This window comes from Lelliottia jeotgali (assembly GCF_016771845.1).
In the GTDB taxonomy this organism is placed as follows: Bacteria; Pseudomonadota; Gammaproteobacteria; order Enterobacterales; family Enterobacteriaceae; genus Enterobacter; species Enterobacter jeotgali.
Window position 1 is genome coordinate 296,516 of sequence record NZ_JAENMQ010000002.1, and the last position, 19,911, is coordinate 316,426.

Here is a 19,911-nt window from a genome sequence, read left to right on the forward strand (position 1 = left end):
CGACTTACATCAGAACTTCCAGGAAACGCTGCCCACAATGCTGCGCTCGGCACCAAAGTAGCAATATGACAGCGAGTTACAGGCCGCTACGTAGCTTTCATCGGTCAGGTTATTGACGTTAAGCTGCGCGCTCAGCCCCTTCACACCCAGTTTCGAAAGGTCGTATCCCACCGCCAAATCCACCAGCGTGTAAGACGGCAGCGTGCGCGTGTTCTGACGATCGCTGGTCACGCCGTTCACGTAACGCACGCCGGAACCGAGCGTCAGGCCGTCCAGCGGACCGGTTTTAACATCGTAACTCAGCCAGGTGCTGGCCATATTACGCGGGGCGTAAACCGCACGTTTGCCCTCTTCTTCCGGACTGCTCTTCTTATAGCGAATATCGGTATAGGTATACGCCGCCTGCACGCGCAGGCTGTCGGTCAACTGGCCGATCGCTTCCAGCTCGACGCCTTCAGATTCGATCTCACCGATGGAACGGTACGGATCGGTCGGCTCCTCTTTGGTGGCGATGTTTTTCTGGTTAATACGGAACACCGACGCGCTGAACTGGCTGTTCATGCCTTCTGGCTCAACCTTCACGCCCGCTTCCCACTGCTTGCCTTTCATTGGATCGAGAATCTGGCCATTTTCATCGGCAAAACTGGTCGGCGTGAACGCGGTGGAGTAGCTGATGTACGGCGCGATACCGTTGTCGAACAGATACAGTAACGCCGCACGGCTACTGAAGTTATTTTTGTCCAGATCGCTACGGCTGTTGTTGAGCTTGTCGATATTGGAAACGCTCACTTGATCGTACCGCCCGCCCAGCGTCAGACGCCAGCGGTCGATCGACATCTGATCCTGTAAGTAATAGCCGGTCTGGCGCAGCTTGTGCTTCTCTTTGCTGTACATGGTGATGTAATCCGGCTTGGCGCCGTACACCGGATGGAAAGCGTTAATCGGCGGGAAGCCGCCATAGTAGCCGGTGGTATTGTTGCTGCGATCCTGATAATCCAGGCCAATCAGCACGCGATGGTTCACCGCCCAAGTATCGAAGCTGCCGTCGACCTGGTTGTCCAGGGTGATAGCGTTCATCTTCTCGTCGGAACCAGAATAACCGCGATTCAGATCGGTTTCGTTCAGCCAGCCTGCGGCATACACCTGATTCAGCTCGACTTTGGTGTGCAGGTAGCGCAGTTTCTGGCGCACCGACCAGCCGCTATCAAACATGTGCTCGATGTTGTAGCCGACCATGTTCTCGCGGCGGTCATATTTGTCGTAATCGTCCTCGCCTTCAAAGAAGGTATTGGAAATTTTCTTGCCATCGTGCGGAACCACGGTTCCCTCGTATGGCAGGCCAGAGTGGCTACCGCCTTCCGGATCGCGGTGCAGATAGGCCATCAGATCGAGACGCGTGTTGTCGGTGATGCGCCAGGTCAGGCTCGGCATCAGCGCGTAGCGTTCTTCTTTCAGCGGGCCGAACTGCGAATCGGCGTAGCGGGTCATCCCGCTCAGACGCGCCGCTACACGGTCGTTGTCGTCCAGCGGGCCGGTGACATCGAACATTGCCCCGCGCTGATCGTTATTCCCGGCGAAGAGTTTGATTTCACCGCCCGCATCAAATGACGGTTTGCGCGAAGTGAGTGCCACAATCCCGCCCGGAGATGAACGCCCGTACAGCACGGATGCCGGACCACGAACGACTTCAATATTTTCCAGGAACCACGGATCGACCACCAGCGAACTGTGGGAGTTGGTATCCCCCATCATCTTCAGGCCGTCGAGGTAGATGTTATCCAGGCTACCGTCGGAGAAACCACGCATCACAATGTAATCAAAGCGGTTCGATGCACCGATCTGGTTGCTGTATACGCCCGGCGTATAACTCACGGCCTGACGCACGCTGGTCGCACCCTGCTCTTCAAACTGCTCGCGGGTCACGATCGACACCGACTGCGGGGTTTCGATATCCGGCGTTTCGAGTTTGGTCGCGCCACTTTGCATTTGCGAGGTGACCACAACGGTTTCGGTTTTCGGCGTATCCTGCGCCAGCAAAGGGAATGCAACGCTGCCGGTAACGCATCCCACCAGCAGTGCCAGCCGTGATTGAGCGAACATGAAATTCTCCAAAGGTATTTCTAATTGTTAATAAGAATTATTACCTTTTTGAGAATGCAAACAGCTATCCGTGACGCCAGGTTACGTATGCGCAATGACAAACCGTATGCGAGATATTCGCGCGATGGGGAAAAGTAGGTTAGCCGTGTCGGCGTACGTCGCTCGGAGAGATGCCGTAGCGACGGCGAAACGCAGTGGAAAAGTTGGTCGCGTGCTGATAGCCGGACATCCACGCGGCCTGCTGCACGCTATGTCCTTCCAGTAAATAGCAGCGCGCCAGTTCAAGGCGGCAGTCGCGCAGGTAATCGAACACCGTTTTTCCGTAGGCCTGACGGAATTTAGTTCGCAGGCTGCCGGAACTCATCGCCGCCTGTGTCGCCAGCTGTGCCAGCGTATATTCCTGTTCCGGCGACTGTTCAAGCATACGGCGGATATGTTCCAGACGCGCATGTTCACCACACTGCGGCAACGCACCGCGAGTCGTCTGGGGCTGGCACTGATTCAGACCGTGGCCGAGCAACTGATACATCAGCCCTTCCAGCAGCAGCTTGCGTGACACAGCACTCAGGCCCTTCTGCTGAGCATGCTGAATGCCGATCAATACAAATCCAGGCACTTGCCAGATAAACGTGGGCGCTTGCAGGCGCTGCCATTCCTGGAGCAGTGTTTCCAGTAAACTCTCGCGATCGGCATTGTTTGGGTAAACGCCAAAAGAGAGGGTTTTCAGGGTACTGTTCGCATCGTGACGGGCACTCATCGCCTGCTGTTCGCTCAGCTGTGAACTAAACGCCATGCCCGGCAGCACCTGATATTCCTGGCCATTGAGCGTCAGCGTGACACACCCTTCCAGCACCACCAGCATATATAGCGGGCTACTGTGGCGAGAGGTGGTTTCGTAGGGCTGAAGCACGCGCACGTCGGAATGCGTGAGCGAAATGCCGGAGGAGAGCGTCATCTCTTCGACATCGCCGTGGAGAACGGGACTGTTGCGGCTGGCGTTATCGGCCAGATGCGGGAAGCGGTAATCAATGCCGTAGCGCTCGCCAAAGCCGATGAAATCCTCAACGCAGAACAGGCGTTTGGTTGACGAATAAGGCTGTGCGGCAGAGTTCATGGTGGCGTTTATGTGAGCGGGTGGCGCAGGAACCATAACATTGCGGCGGCGCAAAGGCTACGCCAGCCCTCAAATTGACACTGAGGGCTGGCGGAAGATTACAAGTCCGAATTCTGATCCTGCCGTGCGGCAGCGTGCGTCAGAAATTGTACCTCCACGCGGCGGTTTCGCTCATCACCAGGCGAGATCCCGCGCAACGGTTGAGAGTCGCCAAACCCCGCGACAATCACGCGATGAGATTGACGGTCATTGAGATTCGCAATCAGCAGCTTGCGGGCCTCACGAGCCCTTGCCGCTGATAGCGTGTAGTTGTCGTCGTACACGGTGCAAAACCGCGCATAATCAACAACCGGATTATTGACTCCCAAATTATCCGTGTGCCCTTCAACAAAAACTTGGGTGTTGGTTGAACCGCTAACGAACTCCTGAATACGCGGGGCCAGACGCGCAAGTGCATCCTTCGCCTGATCGGTGATACAGGCGCTTCCGCGAGCAAAGATTTTATCCCGGAGCGTAATTTTACCGCTGGCCATATCAAATCCCACCAGCGCGGCGTCGCCCTGCTCAACCATCTCTTGTTGCATACTGTGCATCAATGAATTCAGCTTCTGCTGAGCTGCTGCCTGACCGCTGTTTTTTTCCTGCTCGCGCTTCACCTCGGCCACTTTGTTCTGCAGAACCGACAATACCAGCATCAGCATCACCACAGCCATCACGCCTGCCATCAGGTCCGAGATCGACACCCATTCGTTTGGTTTATCTTTCATAGACAAAATCAGGCCTCAACGCGTTCAGACTCAAGGAGCCTTCTGTAGTGCTGAGCGTCAGTCACCAGCGTGGTCATATTGCGTTGAATATCCATCATCGCTTTCATCACCGTTTTGCGCTCATCTGGCGTTTGCTGTGCTGACACCTGCGCATCCATCAGTTTGCAAAGCGCGGACAGCTCTGTCGTCATGCCATTCACCGTTTCCGGCAAAGTTCCCAGCACATCGAATGCGTCATTGAAGCGCTTGATGTAGAACTCCATTTTACGGTTGCCTTCGGAGACAGCCGCCAGCCCGCTGGCGATCTCTTTCGTCACGCGTTCAATGTAGGTGGTCATCGAGGTGACTTTTGCATTCAGCGTCATACTCGTTTCAGAGAACTCATCCATCGCCTGACGCTGGATTTTGGCGGCGGCTTCAGTTCTCTCCTTCACCGTCGTCATGGTGGAGTCAATCTGTGAGGACATATTGTTCACCGACAGGCTGATCTGCGACGTTGCAGACTCAAGTTGATCCGCCATTTTGGTCATGTTCCCGCTGAATGCGTCATTCATACGGGTGATGGCATCATTCAGCGAGGTTTCAATCTGGCTCATGGTAGCGCTCAACTGGCTGGTTGAGTCCGCCAGTTTGTCGCTCATCTGCTGGACGTTGCGGGTAAAGTCAGCGTTCATTTCGTTCACCACGTGCGACAGCTCACGTTTAATTTCCGTCATCACCACACCCAGATCGGTTCCCAGCGTCGAGACCACGCTTTCGAGGCTGGCCGCAGATCCTGATACTTTTTGCGAGGCATCACTCATCGTGGTCGCAGCCTGCTGCAAGGCAGCTAAGTTTTCTTCGCTGTTGCGGGTGTAGGTTTCCAGCAAATTACGGGATTGAACGTTGATATCGGCAATATCTTTCAGCGCATTGAGATGGTGTTGATGGCGCTGCGCTTCATATTCTTCACTGCGTTTAGCCTGCTGGATAAACTCTTCACGCAGGGCTGCCGTTTGCTGGGCCATTGCTTCCACCAGACGATCGGTGGCGACATTTCGCCCAGTTTCATCCTGCTGGCGCTGCTCAGTCTTTTCTTTAATTTCTAACGCATGTTCTTCATGTAGCGTGTGCTGAAGCTTCGACATGCACCAGTTCAGGCGGCGTTCTTCATAACCATTTTTCGACTCCCAGAGCTTCAGCGCAATGAAAGCGATAATCCCCCAGGTAGAAGTTTTAAACTTGGTGCCTAAGCCCTGCATCATGTCCATCAGGTCACGCATGGAGGAGTCCATCGCCCCGATGCTATTACCTGAGTTATGCAAAATGCCGGAGGCTTTATCAAGGGCCAGCCCCAGGCCCAGGAATGTCCCCAACAGACCGAGGATCAGCAGCATACCCGGCATCACCGAGGCCATTTTTTCAGCTTTCGTCGCCACCGACTGGCTGAGCTCAGCGGCGGAACCGATTTCTGCGCAAATCCCCGGCTGTGTCGTATGTAATCCGTTCCGCTCCCAGGCTTGCTGCCAGCAGGTTTCATTCGCGTTACGCTTAACGTTTAACCCGGTATAGACGACAGCCAGCAGCATAACGGCGAAAAAGCCCAGCTGCAGTACATCCATTCCCGGCATCAGAAAATGCCCGATCTCGACTAACAGGCTCATGCCATCACCTCAACCAGCAGACCGGTTTCAGTACGTTTCTGGCAATCTGCACCAAAAATATTGGCAAAATCGTTGATCAGACTTTGCTCTTCCGCAGAAAGCGAAGCCCACGCGCGATCGTTTTGCGAACAATCGATCAGTAATGTTCCCACCATTGATCCTTGTTCAAGCAAATATTCTTTTCCTTCCGCAATCAGCTGCTGCTCATCTTTTTCCAGCATTTGCAGGAATCCTTCAGCCGCATTAACGTAATTACGGCGAGCCAGTAAATCATCACCCAACTGCTCCAGCGCGACCGTATCCCGTGGCAGCGTAATGGCAAGATCATTAAGAACACTGATCTCTGCGGGCTCCAGCTCTTCATATTTTTGAGCGCGAACCAGGCGGTTATGCAGTAAACGCTCTTTGGCGAGGGTACTGTTTTTCTTTTCCCATTCCTCTTCGAGCACCTGACGGCTTTTTTCCCAGGCCACAATCATCTCTTCAAAGACGAACGGAATAATCGGTTTGCCGAACAGGCGATGGGTCATTTCATCCAGACGCATTGTGTCTGCATCGCTAAACTCAGCGTTCTGCTGAATCAATGCGTTGGCGGCATACACCATAAAATGCATATCTTCATCGACATCGCTGACCGTCTGGACGGCTTGCATACGAGTTTCATAGAACGCGAGCAACTTCTGCACGGCACGCAGACGCAGGAAATACTCAAAGTCCTTCAGCGTATCGCCCTTCACGGCAATATCTACTTCGGCTTTGGCGATCATGTATTCATTAATCAACGCGATGGCTTCAACCGCCGCTTTTTCAGTTCCGTGAAGCTCTCCACTCGCCTCCTGCATCGCCTTTGCATGACGGCGTGCCTCTTCCAGAGCCTCTTTATCAAGCTGTTTCTGGTGAGCGTCTTTACACCAGGCAATGACCCATTCAAAAGCCTTTTGGAGTTTTTTGACTAATGGGTGTTTATCCGCTTTTTCCAGCCAAGCCAGCGCACGATCAAGCCCCACCAGTGCTGCTTTAATCCACGGCAGGGTAATCATGCCGCTCAGTACCTGCAGAATTTTACGTCCTGTGGAAATATGCGGCTTGATGCGTTCCCACATCTGACTCACTTTCCCGACAAACCCTTCTGCTTTTTCCGCCATAAAACCAATCGCTTTGCCGACGACTTCTTTGGCTTTACTGACGGCACTCGAAACCACATTTACGGCAAACGAGGCGACAGAGGAAACACAAGAGCAAACACGACTCCAGATACCCATAATTAAACCCTTAGCTCAAACCGAGCATTTTTTTAGCTGTGTCAATGTGAGGAGGAACGGTTACAACCGTGGCTGAAATCGCGCCGTAGGCATCCCGAATTTGCGACAGCGCGCTTTCAAGGTGACCCAGCGTGAGTTTTTGTTCTGATTCCAGAACGGCTTTTGGTAAGGCCAAACGCATCGCATTACGAATATCGCGGCCAGATAGACCTTCAGAAAGTGAAGTGGCTTGCTCCAGCATAAGCTCTCGCGCATCGGCAAGAGGGATGGCTTCCACTAACAGTTTGGCCCAGATCCGGTAACGCTCGTCGGCACCGGGTAAGGTGAAACCGATGTGATGCGTAATGCGACTCAGGAAGGCACTATCGTAGTTTTTGACAAAGTTGGTGGCGAAAATAACAATGCCGGTATGCTTTTCCAGCTCAATGAGCAGCGTGGAACGCATGGCATTAACTTCGTTATCAATCCCCTGCGTAACGGAGGAAAGACGCTTGCCGAGAAGCGTATCCGCCTCGTCGAAAAACAAAACCGCCTTTTCATCGCTCGCCTGACGAAAGAGCGCCGCAATATTCTTCGCCGTTTCGCCCATGAACTTGCTTTCCAGATCGGCAATGCTCACGGTCATAATGGTGTGCTGCAACGATCCCGCCAGCGCCTCAGCCGTGAGTGTTTTACCGGTTCCTGGTGGTCCAAAAAAATTCAGCACAATACCGTTGCCAAGAGGGTCAACTGATGAAAACCCCCACTCGACATAGATCTTATGGAAATACTCTATTTTGGCTTTTGCTTCATCAAGCTGTGCAATAACCTGCGCCGGTAGCGCCACATCACTTTCCAGCGTAAATCGCGGCGTTACTGCTGACGCAAAAGCCTTTTTATCCTCGATAACGGATTTCTCCAGCCCCTGCGTAAACTGCGGTCGAATACGTCCCAAAGACATGCTTTACCTCGCCCCAGACGGTCACAAATTTGGATTAAGTTTTTTTGTAATAGTGGTTAACGGCAGCGCTGCGCAAAACTCCATTAAATTTCATGAAGTATTAAGTCGACCTACCAATATTGGGTGGCATAAATAAATTAGATCGGATGGCTGACAAATAGTGTCAGGGAATATTCGGCGGGGGAAAGAAAACAGAGATCAGAGTATTGCCGAAGCAGTGGCGTTATTCATACATGATCTGCCCACCAGTGAGAGGGCTATACCCTCGTACCTGGCGAGCAGTGGAATAAGAGAGTCAGGCTTTCAGAGGAACCGCAGTAAATGATTGAAGTTCACGTAAAAGCATAGCGTTATCTTCAGATTTAAATAACAGTCGTAAATCATCCTGCTTACGGTTGAACGCAAGAGACTGAGGGTCGGAACGCCCGCTGATGCTTTCTTTCACTTTGTCATTGCACCACTGACGATAATGCTCAAGTGTCAACGCATAACGACGTGCATTTTGACGCATCAGATGCTCAGCCAGCCGGAATTTACCATAGCGATCGCAAAGCTGGCTTTCGACATAAATAGCTTTAGGCATGGTATCAAGCATGATGGTAATAAAATCGAGCACTTGTTCTAAATGCCTGTCACTGAGCTTATCGGCGTATGAAAGCAAATTATCAATAAACGACAGGACTTCATTTCTTTCACTGCTCATTTGGGCAATCAAATTCGCGGCAACATCGTGCGTCTCTTCGACCAGAGACTTATCCAGCAGCAAGACACGAGCCGATTCAACCACCCCAAAATAGCGTGACAGTTTTTCCATGTAGAAAATAACGTTCTGGGCATGAACATCGCCGGAAATGACGTCGAGGCTTTGTTGTAACTTATCAATTTTCTGTGCCAGGTACATTGTCTGCATCACCATTGCACCCACAATGACGCCCGTTGATAATCCCACGGCGGCCAGTTGCATTGTCTGGGCCATTTGCATCAGCTGCTTTACTTCGCCGATGGACGCGGTATCAAGCACCACTTCTTTCAGAGGCAAATGCTGAGCAATGCCTGATTTTCCTGACGCTGAATGCCAGTAAGCTACGCCATCACGTATGACAGCATGGCCTGTTTCGATAGCGCTTTTCACTTCTTTGTAGACATTGATCCAGTCAATGGTCAGCAAGGTCTCTTTCAAAAGAAATCCTCTTTTTGGTTCAGCATTTGCTGGCGCATCGCGGCTATTTGCACCACTGCGGGAAGCGTTACGCGAAAGGCTGGGCCGCTGATAGCAGGGATGGTCAGCAACGCAGTAATCGCGATACCTATTGGGCCAGCAAAGACACCGATCATACGAGCAAGCCCCGCATTCGCCGCCAAGGTCAGTCCTCTGCCAAGAACCGCTCTGGCAACCGCATTCGCCACAATCATTGCGACCTGATACGACATAAACCCGCCCATGCGAATGGCGGTGATAATAGAAGTGAGCGCTGCGCTGCTGGCGAGATTACCGTCAATCTTCAGCTCACTGCGAATCTTTTTCCGCTCTTCTTCGCTCATCTTTTCCCAGGAATCGCTAAACAACTTCGCCAGTAATGCCTGTTCAATATCCACCACTTCGGCTGAGAAATCTGTTTTTACCGATAACTTCTTACAGACATCGGTCAATATCTCTTTGTACATCACTCCATTACCCCGGAAAAGATTGACAAAGGTGTCGCCGCCAAAGTGCTGAAGTTCAGCCCCAATAAGTTGCCAGGCCTGTTTATAATCTTTGCCGACAGCCTGGAATGCTTTTTCACCGGTTAATGATTCGGTGTAACGTGTGGAGCCGTCTTTATCTGTGGTGAGGTATTTAACGAGGACTTCCAGCATCTCATTATCTGAATAGCGAAGTAGTTCAAGATCTTTATCTGCTCTAAATTTGCCCATAATCTCTTACCGTCTAAATGTTATTTCTAGCCCTGATAACGAAATTTGTTTTAAGCGAGTTATCAATAGTTATTAACGGCATCGCTGCCGAAAACTGCAATAAAAATAATTGTAGGCATTAAGATGACGGCCTTTGCTGAAAACAAAGACCGTCAGAGGGGAAGGTATTTACTCTTCGAAGAACCAGTAACCCTGGTTAATCAGATCCGTCAGCTCCGCGACAAAAGCCGGATTTTGCAACGCGTCGCCCAGTTCGTCCTGGCCAAATTCGGTGTAACGGCACAGCACGTCAGCGGCTTTCGTATCCACCGTTTCCAGCTGTTCGCTGTTGATAAAGAAGCTGCCGCTCACGTTCAATACGCGCAGGCCGCTCAGACGAGACAGCGTTTCACCGCCCAGCAGCGCATCCAGCACTTCTTCCGGTTCATAGGCCGGTTCTGCTGCTGCGATATCCAGTTCATGACGCGGAGTGCTGACAAAGCTGCCGAACCATTTTTTGAAATCTTCCGGCTGGCTGATCATCTCGATCATCATGCTGCGCAGGCGATCGAGCTCGTACTGCTCCACGCGGCCAGGGTGTTCGCGACAGGTCAGATCCGGATCGCTGTAGTGCTCGCCGCCCAGATCGTTTTCCAGCGCGTAATCGGCAAAACTGCTGATGAGGTCACGACCGTTTGGCCCACGAAAACCGACGGAGTAGTTCAGCGCGGTTTCATGGGTAAAGCCATCGTGCGGGAATCCTGGCGGAATATAGAGGATATCGCCCGGTTCCAGATCTTCGTCGATAATTGGCGTAAACGGATCGACGTGCAGCAGCGCCGGATGCGGACAGAACTGACGCATCGGCAGTTTATCGCCCACGCGCCAGCGGCGGCTCCCCATGCCCTGAATAATAAAGACATCGTACTGATCGATATGCGGGCCAACGCCGCCACCCGGAACGGAATAGGAGATCATCAGATCGTCCAGACGCCAGTCCGGCAGCACACGGAACGGACGCACCAGCTCAGCGGACGGCATGTGCCAGTGATTCACTGCCTGCGCCAGCAGCGACCAGCCGTTTTCGCCCAGACCGTCAAAATGTTCGAATGGACCGTTGCTCGCCTGCCACTCACCGTTGAAATGGCTGACCAGACGGCTGTCGACTTCCGGCTCCATCGCCAGGCCCGCCAGCTCATCAGGCGTGATCGGATCGACAAAATTCGGGAAGGCATTTTTCAGCACAACGGGTTGTTTTTGCCAGTATTTTTCGAGAAATTCTGGCCAGTTGAGATTCAGTTGATACGCCATGGGAAAGCACCAGTGAGAAGGGAAACAGGTGCGATTATGAGAGACGGGCCGGGCGGCTGCTTTGTCGTGGGTCAATTGCCTGCCAAATCCCTCGCCCTTCAGCCGTTCGCATGACACACCGTGACAGTTTCAGCCTTTATGGTTATCGCCCGATCGTTAGCGACTTATATTGTTAACGTAATAGCGCGCTGTCATGAGGCCTGATATGAGCAATTTCACCGAACTCGCCGTTACTGGAAACGTTAAAACTACGATGGGAGTGTTCACGCGCAAGGATAATCCGTCAGTATTCTCGCCCGTCGCACATGAGTTGCCAGCCGGGAGCCGCGTGACCATTCACGGTGCGGTAGTGGGTGATGCGGTGGAAGGTAATGCGCACTGGTATCGGGTAGGAGAGGATACGTATATTTGGGCGGGAGCCTGTACGCGGCTGGAGCCGTATCCGGAATTTCCGGAAATGATCAGACCCAACTGGATTGCGATTATCTTACATGAACGTTAGCGCCCGAAATCGGGCGCTAACAGGAACACTTAATCCAGTTTCAGCTCGTCATACTGGGTGATGATCTTGCCGACAATGCCGTAATCCAGCGCTTCGGCAGGAGACATCCAGAAGTTACGGTCGGTGTCTTTTTTCACTTTTTCGAGCGGCTGACCGGTCGCATCAGCAATCAGTTTGTTCACGCGATCCAGCATGCGGATGATCTCGCGCGCTTCGATCTCGATATCCGTGGCCTGACCACGCACGCCGCCCAGCGGCTGATGGATCATGAAGCGGGTGTTTGGCAGCGCGTAACGGTGCTCTTTTTTCGCCGCCAGGAAAATCGTGATCCCGGCGCTCGCCACCCAACCGGTGCCGATCACGTGCACGTCCGGGCGGATGAACTTGATAAAGTCATGGATGGTATCACCCGCTTCCACGTGACCGCCCTGGCTGTTGATGTACAGCTTGATCGGATCGTTGCTCACGCTTTGCAGCAGGATCAATTGAGTGATCACTTTTTCCGCCAGCGCCTGGTCGATTTCGCCGGAAATAATAATCGAGCGGGACTCGAGTAATTTCTGCTGCAGTGCGCCCGCGCCGTTTTTCCCTTCTGATTTTTCTGTGTTATCGCGATCTTTCTGTGTGAAGTGCATTGTTGTTATCCTCGGCTTTTAGCGCTCAAAGTCAGAGTGTAGCCTGTTTTGCCAGGCAAAGTCGTCAGGCGCACACAATGCGAACATCCTGAGTGGCAAATGCATCAAGAACCTCTTTGTTCATGCTCGCTTCAACCACCAGCAGGTCAATATCACCGGTTTTTGCGACCACGAAGCGCGCTACGCCGGGGATCTTATCGGTGGTCAGCGCCACGATCGTCTGGTTGCTCTGGGCGATCACCGTTTTCTTGAACTCGCAGTCTGCAAAATCAAAGCCGGTCAGCCCCATCTCTGGGTCCATCGCGCAGCCGCCGATAAAGGCTTGATCAAAGATAATCCCCTGGATCTGACGGGCTGCCGTCGCCCCGACCGCACCGCCGGAGGCGCGCTGGATCTGCCCGCCAGTCATGATCACTTCGCACAGAGGGTGGCGAAGCAGCTCCGCCGCGATCGCCGGGGAGTTGGTCACAATGGTCACTTTCAAATCCGCAGGTAGCGCCTTCGCCAGCGCCAGATTGGTGGTGCCCGTATCAATAAAGATGCAGCCGCCCGGTTTAATAAAGGTTGCTGCTTTCTGCGCGATCATGTCTTTTTTTGCGTGGTTTTTTGGCTCGCGACTGAGGAAGTTCCCTGCGTCAGGCAGCTGGAGCACCGCGCCACCGTACACCTTTTTGCACAGCCCTTCTTTGCTAAGCTCATGTAAATCACGGCGAATTGTGTGCTCTGAGACTTTCATCTGGGTGGCTAATTCTGTGCAAACCACTCTCCCGCTCTCCTGAAGGATCTTACGGATCAGGTCTTGTCGTTGTTCCGGAAAAGCAGCATAATCGAGCATAAATAGTCCTGTTAAAATCCAAATCGAGCATCAATGCGCATAATGTTGCATGACGCTCAACCTGTCAATCTGTACGCTGTGAAGGAGCGTGATGATGAATCGCAACAAGCCGTCGACCCCGTTGGCTGCCAGTCACCCGTATGATGGATTCTGGTTTCAACCCGTCATTCACGCGGAACGCTCGCAGCAAAAAGTACCGCGGGAGGAACTTCCCGCCCGGTTTCAGGAATATCATTCAATAACACCCAGCAAACAACGAGGCTTACTATGAACATTGCACACGTCGCACTCTGGACCCGTAACCTGCCAGCGCAGGTTGAGTTTTGGGAAACGGTTTTCGGAGGCCGCAGCAACCAGAAATACATCAGCAAAAATCGCCCTGGATTTGAGTCGCATTTTATTACGCTCACCGATGGACCAACGATTGAGCTGATGACGGTACCGGAACTGGCCGACGCGCCCGCGCATCCAGAATTTGTTGGCTGGGCGCATATCGCTCTCAACGTTGGCAGCAAAGCCAATGTGGATCGCATGGCGGAACAAGCACAGCAGAACGGCACGCTGCTCAGCGCACCGCGCATGACGGGAGATGGATTTTACGAAGCGGTGATCGCCGATCCAGACGGAAACCGGATTGAGCTGGTGGGCGAGTAATCCGCTACACTGGTGGCCTGGAACCCTTACATTGAGTCCACCATGAAACTGACCGCAGTCAGCGCCCTTCACTTCAGCTTTACGGAACTTACTGACATTCTGGGGCGCTGCTTTCAGAACTATTTCGTTCCTTTCTCGCTCACGCCAGAAGCTTTTGCCCTGCGTTTCGGCTCCGAAGGGATGAGCGTGGAGGACTCCTGCGTCTGGCTGCAGAACGGTGAGCCGGTGGCCATCGCCATTATCGCCCGACGCGATTCTCTTGCTCGTCTGGCGGCGTTTGCCATTATTCCCGACCTTCGCGGGAAAGGGCTGGCGCGCGCGATGCTTGCGCCGTTGTTCGCAGCTCTGAAAACCAAAGGGGTGACACGTTTTTACCTGGAGGTGATCGCCGAAAACCACGCCGGGATTGCGCTGTACACATCGCTGGGTTTTCGCGATTCGCAGGCGCTGCACGGGTTTAAAGGCTCCTCGCCGGAAAACGCCCTGGGCGCGAAACTGCACACTGCCTCGCCAGATGCTCTCAACCGCGCCGTTTATTCTGCACCATCGCAGGCCACTCCCTGGCAGCTGGACCCGCTGGCGCTGCGATCCTTGCCTTGCACGGTGCTAAACACAGATCAGGGATCATGGGCGGCCATCACCACTCACGGCCCGGCGCCGCAGCTGCGCTATCTGTTTATGGAACCGGCGTCGCGCGGCAAGGGAGAGGCTCAGCGAATGTTGCAGATCCTGTGCGAGCAGTATCCTGGCATCAGCACCCCGGTCTCGGTGCCGGAGCGGTTGACACCGCTGTTTTTGGCGGCAGGTTACGCACAGATGGAGATTACGCAGCGCGAGATGATTAGCGACTAATCCTGCGAATAAAACCGCATCCCCGCATAGGGTTTTTCCCGACACGCCGCCAGTCGCGCGGCGATATCACCCACGTGCAGCTCCAGCTTATGTCCGTCCGGGTCGAGAAAATAGAACGACGCCCCTTCGCTTTTATTGTTTTTCCAGACGGTGACACCCGCCTGCTCCAGCTTGTGCGAGAAGGTGTCGAAATCGGCGGGTGCGACGCTGAACGCGTAGTGGGTATAGTCGCTCACATCAGGCGGAACGTAGTCGCGGGTTTCGTCGAACGACAGACACAGCCAGAGATCGCCGCAGGTAAGATATGCGCCCGTGTCCCACTGCGCATGAAGCGACAATCCCAGTAGATCGCGCCAGAAATTCACGCTGGTTTGCAGGTTGCTGACGGCCAACGTGAGGTGATTCAGTGATTGCAGCATGTGATCCCCTGTTGTGTTTCGCTCAGAACATGATACGGTAATTCGATGAACAGAAAACACCTCCCCGCTTTCCATCACACCCAGTGGTGGCTGCCTTCTTAAAGGCGGCCCGGAATTGTTTTCCCTCTTTTCAGATAGCCGCCGAAAGGCGGCTATTGCATTTCTAAGACGTCTTTCGGCTTTTAAAGCTTAAGGAGTCTTACATGAACACCAAAACCACTATCCTGACTGGCGATCGTCCGACTGGCCCTCTGCATCTTGGCCACTATGTGGGATCGCTGCGCCAGCGCGTCGCGCTCCAGCAAGATTATCAGCAGTTTGTACTGGTCGCTGACCTGCAAGGTCTGACCGATAACGGCAGCAATCCGCAAAAAATCCGCGATAACATCCCCGAAGTGCTGGCCGATTACCTCGCCGCGGGCATCGACCCCGATCTCACGACCATCTGCCTGCAATCCGCCCTGCCCGCGCTCGCCGAGCTGACGATGCTGTATATGAACATCGTCACCGTAGCGCGCGTGGAGCGCAATCCGACGGTAAAAAACGAAATCGCGCAGAAAGGTTTTGCCCGCTCGCTGCCCGCCGGTTTCCTCGTGTACCCCATCAGCCAGGCGGCGGATATCACCGCCTTTAAAGCGGAAGTGGTGCCCGTCGGCGATGACCAGCTGCCGATGATCGAGCAGACCAACGAAATCGTCCACAAGATGAATAGCCTGCTGCCCGCCCCGGTGCTGCGCCACTGCAAGGCGATGCTGAGCGACACCAGCCGACTGCCGGGCGTCGACGGCAACGCCAAGATGTCGAAATCCCTCGGCAACACGCTGCACCTGTCGGCAAGCGAAGAGACCATCCACCGCGCCGTGAGCGCCATGTATACCGACCCGAATCACCTGAAAGTAAGCGATCCGGGGAAGGTCGAGGGCAACGTGGTGTTTACGTATCTGGATGCGTTCCACGCCGATAAAGCGAAAGTCGCGGCGATGAAAGCCCATTATCAGCAGGGCGGACTGGGCGACAGAACCTGTAAAAACGAACTGGAAGTGTGCCTGCAGGAGCTGATCGCGCCGATGCGCGAGCGGCGGGCGACCTACATTCAGGACAAAAGTCAGCTGATGACGATGCTGAAAAACGGCAGCGAACGGGCGCACGAAATTACGCAGGCGACGCTCAAAGAGGTGAAACAGGGGCTGGGCGTGCCGGTGTTCTGAGGGACTGGTGGACGCCTGCCGGGCAGGCGTCCACAAAAGTTAATTTACCGAGACCGGACGATCCAGCCGCTCGTCGCCTTCCACATCCTGCGTGGAAGCATGACGCCGCTCCGCCAGCAGACGGCAAATCTCCGCATGTTTCTCTTCGGTAAAGGTGAAGCGCGACATGCAGCCAAGGCGGATCAGCGAGCCAATCGCCGGAAGCAGACAGATGCCGAAGAACAGCCCGGTCAGCACGCCGTCGCTCTGGGTTTGCGCCTGCGGCACGTAGCCGATCATCGTCAGGAACACGCCGATCAAGCCCCCGCCTACCGCCACCGACATCTTGCCGGTGAAGGTCTGTCCGGAGAAAGTGATCGCCGCGCAGCGTTTATGGGTGTGGTACTCGGCGTATTCGATGGTGTCGGCGATCATCGACGAGGTGAGGATATTGCTCATCATCACGAACAAGGTGCTGAGGCCAAGCAGCAGGAACAGCAGCGCCGTGTGCTGATACCCCGCGAACCACATCACCGCGCGCACCGCGATATCCAGCCCGCAGAGGATCATAAACAGTTTTCGCTTCTGCATCCTGCGCGTCAGCATTGGTGCTATCAGGCACACCACCGCCGCCACGATCCCCATAATCCCAATCGCCATCTGCAGGCTGCCGTCGCCGAGGTTGTAGATGAAGAAGTAGATGTAAATCCCGTTGGCGACGTTGTGGAACACGCAGAAAAAGAACGACAGCAGGATGACGAACAGGGGTTTGTTCTGACGCAGATTGTGGAAGGTGTCTCGCATCGTCACCTTCTCCGCGCTCGGCGGAACGCGCTCTTTAATCTGCATAAAGCCGTTTAACATCAGCGGCAGGCCGAAGAGCATCATCACCAGCGCCGCCATGAAATAGCCTTTGTCGGTGCTGTACTGGGCAAAAAACGCCGCCAGTTTCGGGAAGAAGATGTTCGCGCAGGCGATCCCGGCGTTAACGCCGAGCATCGCCGCCGTCACCGCGCGGGTGCGCTGACCGGAGTCGTTGGTCATCACCGACGACATCGACCAGAACGGGATATCGGAGATCGCGTACAGCGTCCCCCAAAGAATGTAGGTCACCCCGGCGTAGAGGATTTTGGTGGTCATGTCCGCTTCGATTTTATAGAACGACAGCAGCGTGACGCCGGTGATCAGCAGCGGAGCGATAAGTAAAAAATGCCGGAACTTGCCGAATCGGCTGTTAATGGTGTCCATAATGCTGGCGAACAGCGGATCGTGAACCGCATCCCAGACGCGGGCAATCAGGAAGATCGAGCTCGCCGCCAGGGCCGAGATCCCCAGCACGTCGGTGTAAAAATAGTTAATAAACGAACCCACTAAACCAAAACTAAAACACTGACCTAAACCATAGCCAAAATAGGACCACAACTCGCGAGACGGTATTTTCATTGTCGTTGCCATAGTGCGTACCTTGCTGTCCGGCGGCGTACCGCCGGATCGTTATTGTTATGCCTGCGGCTGCGGGGCGATTTTGCGCAGCTTGCGCATCAGGGCAATTTCGCTGCGCGAGAACGGGATGCCGTTCTCTTCGAAAACGTCGTGGAACCACAGACGGCAGTAGTCGGTCGAGCCGGTCATGATCACCGGCCATGGCAGCCAGGTCTGGGTTTTTCCGCGCACCAGGCCCCACTGATAGGGCGCGACCTTCGCGGTGTACATCAGCGGGAGTTGCTCTTCAATGGTGCTCCCGACGTGGCGTGCCAGCCATTCGGTACAGAACATCGGGCGGCCAAGCTGCTGTAACTGCTGGATAATCGCGGTCATGCGCCCGGTGTTGAGGTAAGCGTGGTAGCTCACCACGTCCGACAGCTCCAGCGCGGTTTGATCGAGCGGATGCTGGAAGAACATCTCCCCTTCCACTTCCACATCTGGCGACACGCGCCACGCGCAGACCGTCAGCGGCTGCACTGGATCTTCTTCCCGCGCCCACTCGAATGCCCGTTTCATCAGCTCATGCGCGTAGCTTTCCAGTTTTTCGTCGTACTGCACTTCCACTGTGCCCGTCGCAAAAATCCCGCGGTTGCCCGGCTCGTTATAGAGATCCCACACCAGGACGCGCTTGTCGTCCCGGAACTGGCGGATAACGTCGCGGATGTAGCGCTCAATCTGCGGCCAGCAGTCGCGATCGCACACTTTGTCGCGCCCTGGGCTCGCCGCCGCCTGGCTGTTGTGTTTACCTGGGATCGGCGGTTTTTGCGGGCCGAGATACGGCTCGTCGCCCGAGAACCCGCAGTCGTCCATCAGCGTCAGCATGGTGCTGAACCCGTGGCGGTCGGCCAGCGTCAGAAAGTGATCAATACGCGCCAGTAATCCGTCGCGATCGTGCTCCCAGACGATAAACGGCAGATTGATGCGCAGGGTGTTGTAACCCGCGTCTGCCGCCCAGCCCAGTTCGCGGTCGATGGTTTCGGGATCGAAGGTCTCTTGCTGCCAGATATCTGTCCAGTTCACCGCCGTCGACGGCAGATAGTTAAACCCGCACAGCCACCCTTTCTGCTGATACCACGCCTGCGCCTGTTCTTTGCTCCACTGCTGTTTCATCGTCGCCTCACTTGCTGATAATATTTAGCTAATAAATATTAGTTGAACTATAAATGAGCAAACTGGCGCGTTCAGAAAAGCGACAGCAATCACAAAGTTCAGGCTTGAGCGCATAAGAAACGTGATCGACCGCGCTTTGGAAGACGGTTAAGGTATGATGCTGTTTCTCAAGGGGGAGCGAGCGGATGAAGCGGAAAAACAAAATCACGATGAACGATATTGCGCGTGCGGCGGGGGTGTCGCAGGCGACGGTATCGCTGGTGCTCAACCAGTCCCGCAACATCAAGCTCAGCGACGAGACGCGCCAGCGGGTGATCGGCGTGGCCGCCGAACTCGGCTACAATCGCCTGCCCGCCATCCACGCGCCGCGCAACCAGGAAGAGGTGGCGCTGCTGGTCAGCTCCCTGCAAAGTTACGACCCCTTTATCGACGCCATCAGCCAGGCGCGGGATGCGGCCTGGCGCAACGAGACGCTGCTGACCGTTTACGACTACGGCGACGACGTGGAGCTGGCCCTGAACATCATCCGCCAGCTCGAGAAGCGCAACTGCGTGGGGATTATCCTCGCCTCCCCCGTCACCACCCTGGTGGACATGACCGATTTCCAGGACTGCACGCAGCTCCCGCTGGTGTTGCTCAACCAGCGCGACCCCGGCTCGCCGCTGCTGCCATCATTCATTCCCGACGACTTCGCCAACGCCTTTCAGGTGACGCGCCATCTGATTGTCCAGGGCGCCACGCGCATCGCGCACATCACCGGCGAGAGCTGGATGGAAGCCACCCGCCAGCGTAAGGCGGGCTATCAGGCCGCGCTCGAACAGGCCGGGCTGTCGTTCGACGAGATCCTGGTGCGCCCGACCAACTGGCAGTTCAGCGAGTCCTTCACCGCGACCGAGGCCCTGCTGGCTTTGCCGGAACGCCCGGACGCGATCTTCTGCGCCAGCGACTGGCTGGCGATTGGCTGCTATCAGGCGCTGGCGGTGAACAACGTGCAGATCCCGCAGGACATGCTGCTGGCGGGCTACGACGATCAGAAGATTTCCGAACAGCTGACTCCGGCGCTGACCAGTATTCAACTGCCTTATAGCGAGCTGGGGCGGTTAGCCGTGGAGTATCTGTGCAATCAGGAAGATGCGGCGACGCATGTGACGCTGGCGGGGCGGTTGAGGGTGAGGAGATCGAGCGAGAGGGAATGATGGGGG

General features: G+C 54.7%; 19 protein-coding genes. 5 read left to right on the forward strand and 14 right to left on the reverse strand.

The genetic code is table 11. The features are described from left to right. Nucleotides 1-9: 9 nt before the first annotated feature. From foxA to JBO43_RS07850, 9 genes are all read right to left on the reverse strand, one after another. Complete coding sequence (foxA, locus tag JBO43_RS07810) at nt 10-2,118, reverse strand: ferrioxamine B receptor FoxA (RefSeq protein WP_202674128.1); 2,109 nt, start codon at nt 2,116-2,118, stop codon at nt 10-12. 121 nt (nt 2,119-2,239) lie between these two features. Next, the gene (locus JBO43_RS07815; protein ID WP_202674053.1) at nt 2,240-3,214 is read right to left on the reverse strand and encodes a helix-turn-helix transcriptional regulator; all 975 of its coding nucleotides are present in this window, start codon (nt 3,212-3,214) and stop codon (nt 2,240-2,242) included. Between the two features lie 98 nt (nt 3,215-3,312). After that, a complete protein-coding gene (locus JBO43_RS07820) occupies nt 3,313-3,981 on the reverse strand; it encodes an OmpA/MotB family protein (protein WP_103948250.1) in 669 nt (222 codons plus the stop codon). Between the two features lie 8 nt (nt 3,982-3,989). Then, the gene (locus JBO43_RS07825) at nt 3,990-5,624 is read right to left on the reverse strand and encodes a hypothetical protein (protein ID WP_202674054.1); all 1,635 of its coding nucleotides are present in this window, start codon (nt 5,622-5,624) and stop codon (nt 3,990-3,992) included. Then, nucleotides 5,621-6,886, reverse strand: a complete 1,266-nt coding sequence (locus tag JBO43_RS07830) for a hypothetical protein (RefSeq protein ID WP_103948248.1) — start codon at nt 6,884-6,886, stop codon at nt 5,621-5,623. Before JBO43_RS07830 ends, JBO43_RS07825 begins: the two co-directional genes overlap by 4 nt. Before the next feature lie 10 nt (nt 6,887-6,896). Continuing rightward, entirely contained in the window at nt 6,897-7,826 is a 930-nt protein-coding gene (locus tag JBO43_RS07835; protein WP_202674055.1) for an ATP-binding protein, read from the reverse strand. 295 nt (nt 7,827-8,121) lie between these two features. Beyond that, nucleotides 8,122-9,006, reverse strand: a complete 885-nt coding sequence (locus JBO43_RS07840) for a hypothetical protein (RefSeq protein WP_103948246.1) — start codon at nt 9,004-9,006, stop codon at nt 8,122-8,124. Further along, nucleotides 9,003-9,740: a YaaW family protein gene (locus JBO43_RS07845; protein WP_103948245.1), complete on the reverse strand. Its 738-nt coding sequence runs from the start codon at nt 9,738-9,740 to the stop codon at nt 9,003-9,005. Before JBO43_RS07845 ends, JBO43_RS07840 begins: the two co-directional genes overlap by 4 nt. A 168-nt stretch (nt 9,741-9,908) precedes the next feature. Continuing rightward, nucleotides 9,909-11,030, reverse strand: coding sequence for a ribosomal protein uL16 3-hydroxylase (locus JBO43_RS07850; protein WP_202674056.1), 1,122 nt, complete (start codon nt 11,028-11,030; stop codon nt 9,909-9,911). A 205-nt stretch (nt 11,031-11,235) separates the two neighbouring features. Between JBO43_RS07850 and JBO43_RS07855 the strand changes: the two genes are divergently transcribed. Then, entirely contained in the window at nt 11,236-11,532 is a 297-nt protein-coding gene (locus tag JBO43_RS07855) for a hypothetical protein (RefSeq protein ID WP_095280613.1), read from the forward strand. A 29-nt stretch (nt 11,533-11,561) separates the two neighbouring features. Here JBO43_RS07855 and JBO43_RS07860 read toward each other — a convergent pair whose 3' ends face one another. Continuing rightward, complete coding sequence (locus JBO43_RS07860; RefSeq protein ID WP_095280612.1) at nt 11,562-12,167, reverse strand: ATP-dependent Clp protease proteolytic subunit; 606 nt, start codon at nt 12,165-12,167, stop codon at nt 11,562-11,564. Nucleotides 12,168-12,231: 64 nt separating this feature from the next. Beyond that, nucleotides 12,232-13,002 carry a DeoR/GlpR family DNA-binding transcription regulator gene (locus JBO43_RS07865; RefSeq protein ID WP_095280611.1) on the reverse strand — a complete coding sequence of 257 codons (771 nt, stop codon included), beginning with the start codon at nt 13,000-13,002 and terminating at the stop codon, nt 12,232-12,234. 267 nt (nt 13,003-13,269) lie between these two features. Between JBO43_RS07865 and JBO43_RS07870 the strand changes: the two genes are divergently transcribed. After that, a complete protein-coding gene (locus tag JBO43_RS07870) occupies nt 13,270-13,656 on the forward strand; it encodes a VOC family protein (protein ID WP_202674057.1) in 387 nt (128 codons plus the stop codon). 42 nt (nt 13,657-13,698) lie between these two features. Further along, on the forward strand, nt 13,699-14,508 hold the full coding sequence (locus JBO43_RS07875; protein WP_202674058.1) for a GNAT family N-acetyltransferase: 810 nt from the start codon (nt 13,699-13,701) through the stop codon (nt 14,506-14,508). On the opposite strand, the gene JBO43_RS07880 is transcribed toward JBO43_RS07875, so the two are convergent. Beyond that, nucleotides 14,505-14,927, reverse strand: a complete 423-nt coding sequence (locus tag JBO43_RS07880) for a FosA family fosfomycin resistance glutathione transferase (RefSeq protein ID WP_095280608.1) — start codon at nt 14,925-14,927, stop codon at nt 14,505-14,507. The genes JBO43_RS07875 and JBO43_RS07880 overlap by 4 nt on opposite strands. A gap of 203 nt (nt 14,928-15,130) precedes the next feature. Between JBO43_RS07880 and trpS the strand changes: the two genes are divergently transcribed. Continuing rightward, nucleotides 15,131-16,135 (forward strand): tryptophan--tRNA ligase, encoded by a 1,005-nt coding sequence (trpS, locus tag JBO43_RS07885; protein ID WP_202674059.1) that lies wholly within the window; start codon nt 15,131-15,133, stop codon nt 16,133-16,135. A 39-nt stretch (nt 16,136-16,174) separates the two neighbouring features. Here trpS and JBO43_RS07890 read toward each other — a convergent pair whose 3' ends face one another. Beyond that, entirely contained in the window at nt 16,175-17,569 is a 1,395-nt protein-coding gene (locus tag JBO43_RS07890; protein WP_202674060.1) for an MFS transporter, read from the reverse strand. Nucleotides 17,570-17,614: 45 nt separating this feature from the next. Beyond that, nucleotides 17,615-18,709, reverse strand: coding sequence for a cellulase family glycosylhydrolase (locus JBO43_RS07895; RefSeq protein WP_202674061.1), 1,095 nt, complete (start codon nt 18,707-18,709; stop codon nt 17,615-17,617). Nucleotides 18,710-18,894: 185 nt separating this feature from the next. On the opposite strand from JBO43_RS07895, the gene JBO43_RS07900 reads away from it, so the two are divergent. Continuing rightward, nucleotides 18,895-19,905, forward strand: a complete 1,011-nt coding sequence (locus JBO43_RS07900; RefSeq protein ID WP_202674062.1) for a LacI family DNA-binding transcriptional regulator — start codon at nt 18,895-18,897, stop codon at nt 19,903-19,905. Nucleotides 19,906-19,911 lie beyond the last annotated feature (6 nt).

Coding starts and splice junctions, on each gene's coding strand:
- JBO43_RS07815 (WP_202674053.1), bottom strand. CDS start 3,214: ATGAACTCTGCCGCACAGCCTTATTCGTCAACCAAACGCCTGTTCTGC.
- JBO43_RS07820 (WP_103948250.1), bottom strand. CDS start 3,981: ATGAAAGATAAACCAAACGAATGGGTGTCGATCTCGGACCTGATGGCA.
- JBO43_RS07825 (WP_202674054.1), bottom strand. CDS start 5,624: ATGAGCCTGTTAGTCGAGATCGGGCATTTTCTGATGCCGGGAATGGAT.
- JBO43_RS07830 (WP_103948248.1), bottom strand. CDS start 6,886: ATGGGTATCTGGAGTCGTGTTTGCTCTTGTGTTTCCTCTGTCGCCTCG.
- JBO43_RS07835 (WP_202674055.1), bottom strand. CDS start 7,826: ATGTCTTTGGGACGTATTCGACCGCAGTTTACGCAGGGGCTGGAGAAA.
- JBO43_RS07845 (WP_103948245.1), bottom strand. CDS start 9,740: ATGGGCAAATTTAGAGCAGATAAAGATCTTGAACTACTTCGCTATTCA.
- JBO43_RS07850 (WP_202674056.1), bottom strand. CDS start 11,030: ATGGCGTATCAACTGAATCTCAACTGGCCAGAATTTCTCGAAAAATAC.
- JBO43_RS07855 (WP_095280613.1), top strand. CDS start 11,236: ATGAGCAATTTCACCGAACTCGCCGTTACTGGAAACGTTAAAACTACG.
- JBO43_RS07860 (WP_095280612.1), bottom strand. CDS start 12,167: ATGCACTTCACACAGAAAGATCGCGATAACACAGAAAAATCAGAAGGG.
- JBO43_RS07865 (WP_095280611.1), bottom strand. CDS start 13,002: ATGCTCGATTATGCTGCTTTTCCGGAACAACGACAAGACCTGATCCGT.
- JBO43_RS07870 (WP_202674057.1), top strand. CDS start 13,270: ATGAACATTGCACACGTCGCACTCTGGACCCGTAACCTGCCAGCGCAG.
- JBO43_RS07875 (WP_202674058.1), top strand. CDS start 13,699: ATGAAACTGACCGCAGTCAGCGCCCTTCACTTCAGCTTTACGGAACTT.
- JBO43_RS07880 (WP_095280608.1), bottom strand. CDS start 14,927: ATGCTGCAATCACTGAATCACCTCACGTTGGCCGTCAGCAACCTGCAA.
- trpS (WP_202674059.1), top strand. CDS start 15,131: ATGAACACCAAAACCACTATCCTGACTGGCGATCGTCCGACTGGCCCT.
- JBO43_RS07890 (WP_202674060.1), bottom strand. CDS start 17,569: ATGGCAACGACAATGAAAATACCGTCTCGCGAGTTGTGGTCCTATTTT.
- JBO43_RS07895 (WP_202674061.1), bottom strand. CDS start 18,709: ATGAAACAGCAGTGGAGCAAAGAACAGGCGCAGGCGTGGTATCAGCAG.
- JBO43_RS07900 (WP_202674062.1), top strand. CDS start 18,895: ATGAAGCGGAAAAACAAAATCACGATGAACGATATTGCGCGTGCGGCG.